Here is a 12,029-nt window from a genome sequence, read left to right as displayed (position 1 = left end):
GTCAGAGTAAACGACCAACAATCATGTGAGTTGCCCAAAGAAGTCGCCTCGAAGCCCTACGATCCGGAGGACCGCTGGACACCTCTGTCACGCGCAACAATATCAGTTTTGACTTTCCAAGAGTTCAAAAACCGCATCACGTTCGGACAGCACCAACAGCAACGCTAAGTCGTCGGGCTGTAATTGATCCAGGATCATACGCGCCGCTTCTGTGGGCGAGCCAGCGTAGAGCACACTATCCGCAGCCAGACCAGCATCCATCGCTGCACGCCTGATAAGGGCCGGGATTTCCCCCGCTTTGCGTCCGCGCAGATAGCTCTCCATTTCAACAGCAACCACCACGTCCGGATTGAACTCAAGCGCAGTCAAGGTGACGTCATGTATATCCTGGTCAGATCGGTCGCCCGCATGGCTGAGCATGATGAACCGCCGTTTGGCCGGTATCGCGGACATCGCATCGCAGACGGCGGCAATCGAATGCGGGTTATGGGCAAAATCCACAAAAACGCGTGCGCCGTTATACGCGAATTCGTTGCAGCGACCCGGGTTGTCCTTGGCGTCTGGTTTGAAACCGGCCAGACCCGCGCGGATGACGTCATCGTTCAGGTCCATTGCCTTGCCGACACAGAGGGCAGCCAATGCGTTTGAAACGTTGTATCTGGCAGCCCCGTTCATGGTGATCGGTACATCGCGCACGGATGTTACCGGATGCTCTGCCGTGCCGTCGAAAAATACCATCGTACCCTCGCGCAGATAGGCGCAGGGTGCGCCCTGCGCCCGGGCAACGGTGATTTCTGCGGCGCCCGGGTCCAGCGAGAACCACCAGATCGTCGCGTCGGCACGCTCACCTTCGGCGACAACAAAGGGGTCATCTGCGTTCAGAACCAGCACGCCTTCTTCGGACAAGGTTCTGCGAACCGCGAATTTGGCCTGAGCCAGATCGGGAACGGTGTTCACACCGTATTGCCCCAGATGATCGTTGGCGACATTGGTCACCACGGCAACCCTTGCCCGACGCGTTGGCAGGCCGCGCCGCAGAATGCCTCCGCGTGCCACTTCCAGAACGGCAATCTCCAGCCGGGGGTCGCGCAGCAGCATCCTGGCCCCGCCCGGACCCGAGTAGTCGCCGCGGTCGAGAATGTCGTCTCCGACCCGAACAAAATCGGTCGAGGTCAGCCCCGCCGTCTTTCCCGCCGCTCTGGCGATTGCCGCGCAGAGCCGGGTTGTGGTGGTCTTGCCGTTGGTTCCGGTGACAAAGGCGATGGGCACGTCATGGAGCACCTTCCAATCCACCTGCTCCGGGGATGGCAAGGCATCGACCGGCCAAACCCGGCTGCCCGTGCCATGGCCGATCGAGATCTCATCATCATCACACAGGATATCAACGCCGTGGCCATGCGCGGCAGCGATCAAAGCGATCAGAGCCGGGTTCGCCTCTTTCGCCATCACCGTTTTGACGTCCGCGATCATGGTGTCGAAATCGCCCGGGGTTTGCCCGAGCAACTCTGCGGCGCAAAAATGCCACGCGGTCTGCGCGGCAAATATCGAGGAATAAAGCTGGTCCATCGGAGCCGAGATGGCGAGGTTCACGCCGCCTTGAAACTGGCGAAAGATGCAGCCCTCGGATTGCCAGCCCAACGCATCCAGAACCTTTCTTGCGTGATGCATCCACAATTGTGCAATCAGATCGGGCTCTACCACCTCAAAAAACACGTCGATCACCGCGCCCGGACGGTCCCATAACAACCCCGGTCCCGTCAGGCGGCGGGCGTCATCGACACGAATGTGGTCCGCGCTTGCACTGACAATCGTCAGCGCTGTCTCAAGCTCTTCGATACGATCCATCGGCGATCCTCCGATCAATCGGCGTCTTCGTCTATCTCGCGCGCAAGGCGCACACCGCGCTCATCCCGGATGAGCGATTGGTCGGAATCGAACATCTCTTCGAAGTCCGGCGCGGCCGCAGGTCTTGGGCTTTGTGCCTCGGCCTCGGCCTCGTTTTCGCCCGCGTTGTGATAGACGATCTGTTTCCAACAACGCGCGCTGTCATCGCCAAAGATCACCAGCAGGTCGCCTGCGGCGGCCATCTCCAGCCCGGCGTTCACCGCTTCGACCTCGTTGGGGATGACGGTGATGGCGCTGTCCTCGACGCCGTTGCGCGTCAGTTCCGCCCTGATCATCTGCGGCACTTCGTCATGGCCGCGCCCGCGGCGTCGATCGTCTGCCTTGCAGATGTAATGATCGAAATGCCCGGCAAGGATACCCGCGCTTTCCAGAATATCCTCATCCCGCCGGTCACCAGGCATCGCGGCCACGGCAATCCGGCGCCGTTTTACGTCCAGCCGGTCGACAAGGTCGGTCACCACGCCGATGGCGGCGGGGTTATGCGCGTAATCAAGGATCACTTTGAACGGGTGTTCGTCATAGACATTCATCCGGCCCGGAGCCTGGAAATAGCTGGTGTCGAAGGTCCGCAGCCCATGGCGGATATTGTCCAGATCGACGCCGAAACTATAGGCCATGGCAGCTGCAAACATTGCGTTCTGGACGTTGAAGATCGCCTTGCCTTCCAACCCCGCCGGGATCAGATGCGACCAGAGCACAGGCATATGCAGGCCATTGTCGTAAATGGTCAGCATGTCGCCATTCATGCCGCTTTCCAGCACGATGGCCTTGCCGCCTGCCTTGATGTGCTCTTTCACCAGACTGTGCCCGGGATTGGTGGTGACGTAGAAGATCGCATTGACGTCGGCGTAATCCGCCATCTTGAGACAGTTGATGTCGTCCGCGTTCAAAACCGCCGTCTCTGTCGCGCTTTCCACCACCACACGTTTGACGACGGCCAGTTCCTCGACCGTGTTGATCCCGCGCAACCCAAGATGATCGGCAGAGACATTCAGACAGGCCGCCACATTCGATCTCTGGTAGCCGAGGCCGGACCGAACCAGCCCGCCCCGCGCCGTTTCCATGACGGCGAAGTCCACCATCGGATCGCGCAGAACGATCTGTGCGGATTTCGGGCCGGTCATGTCGCCCTTGACACTCAGCTTGCCATCCACATAAACGCCGTCGGTCGACGTCATGCCGACGGTTTTGCCGCTGCCTTTCATGATATGGCCCAGCATCCGGGAGGTCGTGGTTTTGCCATTGGTGCCGGTGATTGCCGCGATTGGAATGCGCGCCTCTTCCCCGACCGGGAACAGCATGTCCATCACCTTGCCCGAAACGTCGCGCGACTGGCCCTCTGATGGGGCCACATGCATACGGAAGCCGGGCGCGGCGTTCACCTCGACAATAGCGCCGCCGATGTCCTTGTAGGATTTGGTGATGTCATCGATCAGGAAATCGACCCCGCCCACGTCCAGCCCAACGGCCATGATCGCGCGCTCTGCCATGTCGCGGTTGTCGGGATGGACCACATCGGTCATGTCGATCGATGTGCCGCCCGTCGACAGGTTGGCGGTCGAACGCAGGTAAAAGATCTCGCCCTCGGTCAGGACGGTTTCGGCGTCATACCCGGCCTCGGAAAGCAAGCGGTTTGCCTGATTGTCCAGCTCCAGCCGGGTCAGCACCTTTTCGTGACCAATCCCGCGGCGCGGGTCGAGGTTCACGATATCGACCAATTCGGTGATGGTGCTTTTGCCGTCGCCGACCACATGCCCGGGCACCCGTTTTGCCACGGCCTCGAGTTTGTTGTTGATCACCAGCATCCGGTGATCGAACCCGGTGACAAAGCTTTCCACCAGAATGGCACGGCTTTTTGAATGTTCCTTGGCCTCGTGAAAGCCTGCCTCGACCTCTTCGTCGGTATTGAGGTTGATCGACACACCGCGCCCGTGGTTGGCATCCAGCGGCTTAACCACAACCGGATGACCGATGCGACGGGCGGCGCGGATGGCCTCGCGACCACTATAAACCATGTTTTGCTGGGGTACCGGCAGCCCGAGATCATTCAGCAGATTATGGGTATCTTCCTTGTCGCAGGAAATCTCGACCGCGATATGTTTGGTTTCAGAGGTGATCGTCGCCTGAATCCGCTTTTGGTAATTGCCATGCCCAAACTGGACCAGCGAGTATTCATTGAGCCTGATCCAGGGGATATCCCGTTCTTCGGCGGCCTTGACCAAAGACCCGGTCGAGGGGCCAAATTCCTTGCGCTGCGCGCGCAGCACAAAGCTGCGCAGTTCTTCTTCCCAGTTGAAGTCCGGGTCGAACTCATAGTCCGAGTGGTTTTTCAGGTCCTGCGGCAGCAGATGCATCAGCAACCGCAATGCCAGTTTACCTGCATCCAGACCAACGTCGCGCTGCCGGTACTGGTAGACCATGTTGTATTGCCCTGGCTCACCGGTGGACCGGGTTCGCCCGAAGGTCACATCAGTGCCCGCAACGCCCTGAATTTCCAGCGCGCAATGTTCCATCACATGGCCCAGCCAGGTGCCTTCGTCTTCGCGCAGGCGGCGGATGAACCCGCCGGGTTCGCGATAGGAACAACCGTGTTCTGACAGGCCGGGCAATGCCGCGATCAAGCCGTCGATGAATTCGTTCCCGATTTTTGCCGAGGGCCAGTCTTCCAGAAATCCCAAATCAATGACATGTCGTATGACCGGAAAGCTCGCCCAGACGTTCGGGCCGACATAGACATTGGTTGAGACGATTTTCATAGGCTTCCCCGTTCAAGAATTATTATACTCCCCGATCACCCGATGTTGCCGCCGCTTGGAACTGGCAGGGTGCAGAACGCCGCATGCTCATCGGGTGGATAGGCTTGACGTGCCGTCAGGTCATAACGGCATCCTTCACCCAAAACGTCAAGGCGCAGGCCCAGCAGGCTGATCGCCTCGCCGCGGCTTGCATCCCACATGGACGAATGAGTCAGGTGACTGGCATCGACTACGGTGACCGTGCCGCTGCCCACAACCTCGACAACATTGTCGGGGCCAATGAAGGCGGCGGTGTCTTCGTCGATCCCCAGACCGATCAGAAAAGGGTTGAACGAAGAAGCGGTTAGCAACCGCCCCAGCCGGTTACGCTGAGTGAAATGCTGGTCGATAATCACCGCATTGGTCAGGCCCATTCCGGGCGCCAAAGTGATGTTTCCTTCTGCGGGGGCGGCATTGCTGCTGCCCCCGGCGACCATGTGTTCGGACATGATCGAGGCCCCCGCAGACGTACCGGCAACGGGGATGCCAGCCGCGTTCCGGCGGCGAATCTTTTGCGCAACAAGGGTCCCGCCAAGAATGGCCGAGAGGCGGAGCTGATTGCCACCCGTCATGAATATCCCGGTGGCACGGTCCAGCATGTCGGCAAATTCGGGGTTGTCGCAATCGGCGCGGCGCGAGATGGGCAGGAACTCGACCGTACCGGCCCCCAGATCAGAGAAGATGCGGTGATAGTCGGGGCCGGTTTCCTCTAGCATAGAAGCTGTTGGAATCACGACGATATCTGCGTCTTGCCCGCCGGAGAGTTCCAGAAACCTCCGGTGGATCTGCATCTCTTTGACCCGATCTTCGCCACCGCCGATCGGAATGATGAATCCGCGATCCGTGTCTTCTTGTGCTGGTGCTGGGCACATGGCTGTTCTCTGTCCTTCGTTCGTCCCGGCAATTCGCAGGATTACGCCGTGGCTTCGTACATGCCCCGGCGCACTGTCTGATGATCCCGCAGGTGCCAATTGCCGCGAGCCATAACATCCCGAACGTCCAGATCGCCATCCAAAATCACCAAATCGGCATCCATACCCACGGCCAGACGGCCTTTGTGGTGTAGCTTCAGCAGGTCGGCGACATTGTGCGTCAAGGGTGCAAGCGCCTCATCAAGGGGGACACCCACCCCGAACCGTGTCAGCCTGCCTTCTCTGTCGAAGGCGGGCAGACACCCGCCACCATCAGAGCTGATCGTGAAACGGTCGGCCTGACATCCGGCTTCGCGAAACCGCAGATAGGCGATTTTCTTGCCAGCGATCAGAATTGAGTCCGGTCCAAGCGGGTCGGGCGCATAGACCTCTGCGTTGGTCAGAAGTGTTAGCACGCGGCAAACCCTTTGAGGATTCCATTGCTTTCGTAAAAGCTTGTCACGCGGTTTGCAAACTCCGCCCTTGCTGAACGGGTTCTGAAAGGCAAAAGCCCCCTACCCCGACGAGCAAGTCTTGCCGGTTTCATCGACTTGGCGACCACCAGGATGGGCTCGGCTCCACAGCGGCGCATTTTGTCGCCGTTTTTGCTCCGCATGGTCTCGCTCAAGGAATTGCTCAGTTAGCTTTCGCTGCTTCTTGACCTGCCGACTCCTGATGCTGTTCCTGGTCCGATCGCCAGATTGTCCAACCCATAAATCCAAAGAGCATTGTCACCAGCGGCGACAGCCAACAAAAGAACGCAAATGGCAGATAAGCCAGCGTCGCGACGCCCAAGGTGGCGGCCTGATACGCGCCGCCCGAATTCCAGGGGACCAGGTTGGCGGTGACCGTCGCGGAATCTTCGACGGCCCGTGACAGGTTTTCGGGGGCCAATCCACGTTCACGATAAGCTTGCGCGTACGTGCGGGCACCCATCACAATAGCCATATACTGATCGCATAGAACCATATTGGCGCCAATGCCGGTCAGTACTGTTGACGCGATAAGCGATCCATCTGATTTCACCATCGTGAGAACCTTGTCAGCGATGGCCTTGAGTTGATTGGTTCGCTCCATCACGCCGCCGAACATCATCGCCACGATCACCAGGCTGATCGTGTACATCATCGAATCCATGCCACCCCGGCTCAGGAGCGTATCAACGTCCGGGTTGCCGGTGTCAGCGGAATACCCACCGAAAGCCGCATTCACCAGAGCTTCGTAATTTGCGCCCTGCAATCCAACCGCCAAAATGACGGCAGCCACCACTCCCAAAGTAATTCCGGGGATTGCGGGCATGCGCCGATAAGACACAACAAGCACGACGACGGGAGGCAGGATCATCGCCAGGTTAATAGTGAAATTCTCTTTCAAAACGGCAAGCATCGTCTCGACACGCGCCAGATCGCCGTCGCCTCCGCTGTATTGCAGGCCAATGATGATTTCGATCACCAGTGTCAGTGCAAAGGCAACGCCCGTCGTATAGGTCATATGCTTGATATGTGTGAACAGGTCGGTTCCCGCCAATGCGGGGGCCATATTGGTGGTGTCGGAAAGAGGCGACATCTTGTCCCCGAAATAGGCACCCGACAATACCGCGCCAGCCACAAGCGGAAGCGGAAAGTTCAGTCCAGCGCCAACCCCCATGAGCGCCACACCAATGGTACCCGTTGTCCCCCAACTGCTGCCTGTGGCCAGTGAGGCGAGCGCACAGATGATCACAGTTGCCGGCAGAAAGATTGAAGGGGACAGAATCTTGAGCCCATAGAAAATCAGCGTCGGCACCACCCCCGCCAATATCCAGATCCCGATAAGGACACCTACTATGATCAGGATAATGGTCGCCGGAAGGGCATTTGTAATGCCCCTCACCATGCCGTTCTGTATATTCTGCCAACTGAATCCGCAGCGCAGTGCTACCAGCGACGCGACAATGACCCCCAGCAGCATGGGAACATGCGGATCAAGCCCATAGACAACTATCGAAATGCTGATGCCTACAATAAGTGAGACAAGAGACAGTATTGCCTCCCAAAAATGTGGTGCGCGAGCGCCATCGGGTATGTCGGTCTTCATTATGTGTCTCCCTGGCAGTCCGGCCCTTTCAAATGTGAGACGCCTAGACCGGTGGTGGCGGTGAATTCTTGCAGAAATACGCGTGAGTTCTCGAAGTATACCCTGCAATCCCGAGCGTACGAATGATAGGTCCAACAGACCTTGTTGCAGTAAAGCCGGTCAGGGCCATCCCTGTCGAGAAATGAAGCGATGCTCTCCAACGGTTTGAGCGAAGCGTATTCCGGGGCAACCGCAAAGGGATCGGTGTTACAAAATTTTAAGATGTCGTTGGCGCCTGGCACCCGGGGTCTCCGCACCCTGTCGGTCAGTAAAAAAACAATGAAATGCGGGAACCTTTCTGTCTGTGCCGCATCCAAGGGAACAGGTGTGCATCAGGACGCACCTGTCGCAAACCTTGGAAAGGACATAGTCATGCTGAGAAACTCCTTGCTTGTTGCAGGCGTTATCGCCGCCACGACGACAATTGCCAGTGCTCATGATGAAGAGGCACTGATGAACGCGCCCGCAGGTGATCCTTATGTGAAAGTGAGCGATGTTCTGCCCCTGCCCGAGTTCATTCCCGGTCTGGGAACTCTCTTTGTAGACCCCGCCACACTGCCGGCCGGTCCGTTTCTTGCTTACGACCACGACGGTCTGCTTTCAGCCACCATTTATATGACCCCGCTTGAAGAATTGCAGAACGGCGTCTCGTATGACGGGCTCGACATCGGGTCGCACACCGTCAGCTCGACCGACATTTACTTCAATGCCGGTCACCCCGGCGTGGAAAAGCCGCATGCTCATGTAGTTTTGTTTCATGATGAGAAAGCAAAGGAACGGCTTGCCAAATGAACTGCACGCGACGGGATGCCATGAGGCTCGGGGGTGGCGTGATCGCCACCCTCGCGGGGTCGCTATCTGCACGTGCTCAAGCGATCACAGAAATCGAGATGCGCGGCACGCCGCGTGGAGAGCGGATCTGGTTTGATCCCCTTGGCCTCGCGGTGGTGCCGGGCACAACCATCCGTTTCACCAATCGTGATCCCGGAAACAGCCACACGGCAACCGCCTATCACCCGGCGATATATGGTCGCAAACGGCGCATTCCCTTGGCAGCAAGGCCTTGGGACAGCGATTTTCTGCTGCCGGATGAGCGTTTTGAAGTCACCCTGACCGCGCCGGGCGTGTATGATTACTATTGTCTGCCACACGAAATGGCGGCGATGGTCGGTCGCATTGTGGTGGGAACCCCCGCCGGTGCGGGCTGGGAAGGACGTTCCAAGGATACAAGCGATGTGTCCGACCAGGTCCTGGCAATTTTGCCGCCGGCAGAGAGGATCATCGCTGCAGGTACCGTTAGTTGGGAGGGACGGTCGTGAAAGAACGGACGAATCTCAGACATCAGGTTCAAACGGAAGCCGCCAAGTCTGAAGCTGACCTTGTGACCGCCGCTCGTGGCGGCAGCGAACAGGCCGTTCGGGAACTTATCCGCCGCCTGAATCCCCGTCTGTTCCGGGTTGCCCGGGGCATCGTCGACAGCGATGCCGAGGCCGAAGAGGCGCTGCAGGAGGCCTATCTTTCCGCGTTCAGCAAACTTGAGAGCTTTCGTGAGCGCGCAAGATTTTCCACCTGGATCACGCGGATCGTCATCAACACGTCACGCATGCAACGAAGGCGGGGGCGCTCTGACGAAGAATACAACACAGTTGACGAAATCCGTGTGCCCAATGTCCTCGTATTCCCGGGCCAGATTTCCGAGCTTCCCGAAGCGACGCTCGGTCGGGCGCAGCTACGCGAATTGCTTGAGACAGCCGTTTCCGATCTGCCGCCCGAGATGCGGCTGCCGTTCCTGCTGCGCGAGGCGGAGGGAATGAGTGTCCTTGCCATCGCGACGGAACTTCAGATCAACCCGATCACCGTAAAGACGCGCCTGTTTCGCGCCCGCCGCCGGTTGCGGTCAACCATCGAGCAACAGATCCGCGGCGGATTCGATGCGATCTTCCCATTTGGTGGCAAACGATGCGCCAACATGGCCAGTTGCGTCATAGATCGGCTGCAGGCAAACGGTGGGCTCTGACGAAATTTAGACCAGGTCGGCAAGCAGGAAACTGGTGAGACGGCCCGTTATGGCTATTTGCCAAACCGTCAATCGCCGCAGCTCGGTTTCGTCGGACCGGACATTCGCCGCACTTGCAAAATCAAGGTGCGAGTGACCGCAGATTGAACGGATAACGCATCCTTCCATTCCATCGAATGGATCGCACCATTAAACCTTGGGATCAAAAACCTAGAACAGGATGAACCTGGCCCCATGTCGAGATCGCCATCCGATGAAGCTGAGGCAGGCAAACAAAATGGCAGCAACGCAGACGATGGATGGACCTGCCGGGGTGTCAAAAACATATGCTGATCTCAATCCGGCGACAGCGGAAAATGCGCCGATCACCGCTGCTATCAAGGCCATCGATTCCGGTGATCGCGCCAAACTGCGCGCGGCAGCGGCCGGAATGATCAGCATCGCAGCGATCAGCAGAACGCCCACGACCTTGATCGCCACTGCCACAGTCACCGCGAGGGCTAGGGTCAGGATCAACTGCTCGCGCTTGGGATCAAAGCCGCTGGCATAGGCCAGTTCTTCGTTCAGGGTTGCCGTCAGCAGTTGAGACCAGCGCCAGGCGATCAGAGCGACGACAAGTGCTGCACCACCCCAGATCACCGCCAGATCAGCGCGCGACACGGCCAGAATGTCGCCAAAGAGATAAGCCATCAGATCTATCCGAACACCGGATAGGAACGAGACGGCGACAAGACCAAATGCCAGAGCCGAATGCGCCAAAACCCCCAGCAATGTATCCATCGCATACCCGCGACCGGCCAATAGCGTAACAGTCAGGGCCATGACCAGTGCAACGGCCAAAGCACCGGCAAAGATTGACATCTGAAAGGTCAGTGAGAGTGCGACGCCGAGGATCGCCGCGTGGGCAGTTGCATCGCCAAAATACGCCATGCGGCGCCACACGACGAAACATCCCAGCGGAGCTGCGGCGAATGCCACGCCAACACCTGCGAGCGTTGCCCGCGTCATAAAATCATCAAGCATTATTGCGCCGCTTCCTTGGGGTCTTCACTATGGTCATGGTGGTGGTCATGATGATGCCGATATAGGGCCAGCGCGCCGCCCGTGCCGGTTCCAAACAGGGCCCGATATTCCGGTGCCGAGGCGACGACCGCAGGAGAGCCTTCGCAACAGACGTGTCCGTTGAGGCAAATGACCCTGTCTGACGCGCTCATGACAACGTGCAATTCGTGGCTGATCATCAATATGGCGCACCCTGTTTCGCGGCGCACCGCCTCGATCTGCTGGTAGAAGGCCGCTGATCCTCTCTGGTCCAGGCCCTGCGTCGCCTCGTCCAGCAGCAAAACGTCCGGCCGGTCAATCAGGGCTCGGGCCAACAGAACCCTCTGGAACTGCCCACCGGAGAGTTGCGACATCTGGCGCTTGAGCAGATCAGGTACCCCGGCGGAGTCGAGCGCATCCACGCAATGTTGCTGCGAGACACGGTTTGTCAGACGCATGAAACGCTCGACAGAAATCGGCAATGTAGGATCGATATGCAGCTTTTGCGGGACATAGCCGATCTTTAGACCCGGTTTTTTTACAACGCGCCCAGCCACGGGCCTGGTCGCGCCAATGATCGCGCGAAGCAAACTGGTTTTGCCGGAACCGTTAGGTCCGACGATCGTTACGATCTCACCGGGTTCAATGGTCATGTCTACACGATGCAGAACGGTATTGGCGCCATAGCGGACGCTGAGACCTTCGACAGAAACAAGGGACATCTTTAAGCCTTCTTGGTGCAATCGGGGCAGACGCCTTCGGCTTCTACAACCGTGCGCTCAATCTCAAATCCCACCGCGCGGGCAGCGGCGCCAAACGCCCCCTTGGCCGGGGCAGATTGCGCCTCGGCCACCGCGTCACATTTCCGGCAGATCATGAAGGCAGGCGAATGCGTGGCACCGGGATGCGAGCAGGCAACGAACGCATTCAGACGCTCGATCTTATGCACGAACCCATTCTCGACCAGAAAATCAAGCGCTCGGTACGCCACCGGTGGCTGGGATCCGAACCCTTCTTCACGCAAGCGGTCAAGTATTGCATAGGCCCCAAGCGCTCGGTGTTCCTGAAGGAGCATCTCCAAAACCTTGCGCCGAACCGGCGTCAGACGCAGCCCTTCTTCCCTGCATCGCTCCTCGGTTGTTGCCAAAGCTGTCTCAACACAGGTCTCGTGGTCATGTTTCTGGAACCCGATCAGCGCCGTGTCATCGGCGGGTATGGGTCGCGTGTCACTTGTCATGTTATTCC

General features: G+C 58.5%; 11 protein-coding genes. 3 read left to right on the top strand and 8 right to left on the bottom strand.

Annotated elements, in window-relative coordinates:
* Positions 1–102: 102 nt before the first annotated feature.
* From M3P21_RS11860 to nhaC, 5 genes are all read right to left on the bottom strand, one after another.
* Positions 103–1,845, bottom strand: a complete 1,743-nt coding sequence (locus tag M3P21_RS11860) for a Mur ligase family protein (RefSeq protein ID WP_249710215.1) — start codon at positions 1,843–1,845, stop codon at positions 103–105.
* A 14-nt stretch (positions 1,846–1,859) separates the two neighbouring features.
* On the bottom strand, positions 1,860–4,661 hold the full coding sequence (gene cphA / locus M3P21_RS11855; protein WP_249710214.1) for a cyanophycin synthetase: 2,802 nt from the start codon (positions 4,659–4,661) through the stop codon (positions 1,860–1,862).
* A gap of 35 nt (positions 4,662–4,696) precedes the next feature.
* Positions 4,697–5,572: a cyanophycinase gene (locus M3P21_RS11850; protein ID WP_249710213.1), complete on the bottom strand. Its 876-nt coding sequence runs from the start codon at positions 5,570–5,572 to the stop codon at positions 4,697–4,699.
* 41 nt (positions 5,573–5,613) lie between these two features.
* Complete coding sequence (locus tag M3P21_RS11845; RefSeq protein ID WP_249710212.1) at positions 5,614–6,027, bottom strand: amidohydrolase family protein; 414 nt, start codon at positions 6,025–6,027, stop codon at positions 5,614–5,616.
* A 220-nt stretch (positions 6,028–6,247) separates the two neighbouring features.
* Positions 6,248–7,687 carry a Na+/H+ antiporter NhaC gene (nhaC, locus tag M3P21_RS11840; RefSeq protein ID WP_249710211.1) on the bottom strand — a complete coding sequence of 480 codons (1,440 nt, stop codon included), beginning with the start codon at positions 7,685–7,687 and terminating at the stop codon, positions 6,248–6,250.
* 411 nt (positions 7,688–8,098) lie between these two features.
* Here nhaC and M3P21_RS11835 point away from each other — a divergent pair, with 411 nt between their 5' ends.
* Genes M3P21_RS11835 through M3P21_RS11825 form a run of 3 tightly spaced genes read left to right on the top strand, consistent with a single transcriptional unit; the run spans position 8,099 to position 9,743 of the window.
* Entirely contained in the window at positions 8,099–8,518 is a 420-nt protein-coding gene (locus M3P21_RS11835; protein ID WP_249710210.1) for a hypothetical protein, read from the top strand.
* A 38-nt stretch (positions 8,519–8,556) separates the two neighbouring features.
* Positions 8,557–9,045, top strand: coding sequence for a cupredoxin domain-containing protein (locus M3P21_RS11830; protein WP_249710209.1), 489 nt, complete (start codon positions 8,557–8,559; stop codon positions 9,043–9,045).
* Positions 9,042–9,743: an RNA polymerase sigma factor gene (locus M3P21_RS11825; protein WP_249710208.1), complete on the top strand. Its 702-nt coding sequence runs from the start codon at positions 9,042–9,044 to the stop codon at positions 9,741–9,743. The genes M3P21_RS11830 and M3P21_RS11825 overlap by 4 nt, the downstream gene beginning before the upstream one ends.
* Positions 9,744–9,953: 210 nt before the next feature.
* Here the strand turns inward: M3P21_RS11825 and M3P21_RS11820 are convergent, their stop codons facing one another.
* From M3P21_RS11820 to M3P21_RS11810, 3 genes are read right to left on the bottom strand one after another with little or no spacing between them, the layout of a single operon-like run.
* The gene (locus M3P21_RS11820) at positions 9,954–10,766 is read right to left on the bottom strand and encodes an iron chelate uptake ABC transporter family permease subunit (RefSeq protein WP_249710207.1); all 813 of its coding nucleotides are present in this window, start codon (positions 10,764–10,766) and stop codon (positions 9,954–9,956) included.
* On the bottom strand, positions 10,766–11,506 hold the full coding sequence (locus M3P21_RS11815) for a metal ABC transporter ATP-binding protein (RefSeq protein WP_249710206.1): 741 nt from the start codon (positions 11,504–11,506) through the stop codon (positions 10,766–10,768). Before M3P21_RS11815 ends, M3P21_RS11820 begins: the two co-directional genes overlap by 1 nt.
* Before the next feature lie 2 nt (positions 11,507–11,508).
* Positions 11,509–12,021 (bottom strand): Fur family transcriptional regulator, encoded by a 513-nt coding sequence (locus M3P21_RS11810; protein ID WP_249710205.1) that lies wholly within the window; start codon positions 12,019–12,021, stop codon positions 11,509–11,511.
* Positions 12,022–12,029 lie beyond the last annotated feature (8 nt).

Origin of the sequence: Ruegeria spongiae (assembly GCF_023502395.1) — a bacterium.
In the GTDB taxonomy this organism is placed as follows: Bacteria; Pseudomonadota; Alphaproteobacteria; order Rhodobacterales; family Rhodobacteraceae; genus Ruegeria_C; species Ruegeria_C spongiae.
The sequence above is the reverse complement of the archived record's forward strand: the minus strand, read 5'-3'. Positions and strand labels throughout refer to the sequence as shown.

Bases quoted from the DNA above. Each gene is read 5' to 3' on its own strand.
- M3P21_RS11860 (WP_249710215.1), bottom strand. From the start codon at position 1,845: ATGGATCGTATCGAAGAGCTTGAGACAGCGCTGACGATTGTCAGTGCA.
- cphA (WP_249710214.1), bottom strand. From the start codon at position 4,661: ATGAAAATCGTCTCAACCAATGTCTATGTCGGCCCGAACGTCTGGGCG.
- M3P21_RS11850 (WP_249710213.1), bottom strand. From the start codon at position 5,572: ATGTGCCCAGCACCAGCACAAGAAGACACGGATCGCGGATTCATCATT.
- nhaC (WP_249710211.1), bottom strand. From the start codon at position 7,687: ATGAAGACCGACATACCCGATGGCGCTCGCGCACCACATTTTTGGGAG.
- M3P21_RS11835 (WP_249710210.1), top strand. From the start codon at position 8,099: ATGCTGAGAAACTCCTTGCTTGTTGCAGGCGTTATCGCCGCCACGACG.
- M3P21_RS11820 (WP_249710207.1), bottom strand. From the start codon at position 10,766: ATGCTTGATGATTTTATGACGCGGGCAACGCTCGCAGGTGTTGGCGTG.
- M3P21_RS11815 (WP_249710206.1), bottom strand. From the start codon at position 11,506: ATGTCCCTTGTTTCTGTCGAAGGTCTCAGCGTCCGCTATGGCGCCAAT.
- M3P21_RS11810 (WP_249710205.1), bottom strand. From the start codon at position 12,021: ATGACAAGTGACACGCGACCCATACCCGCCGATGACACGGCGCTGATC.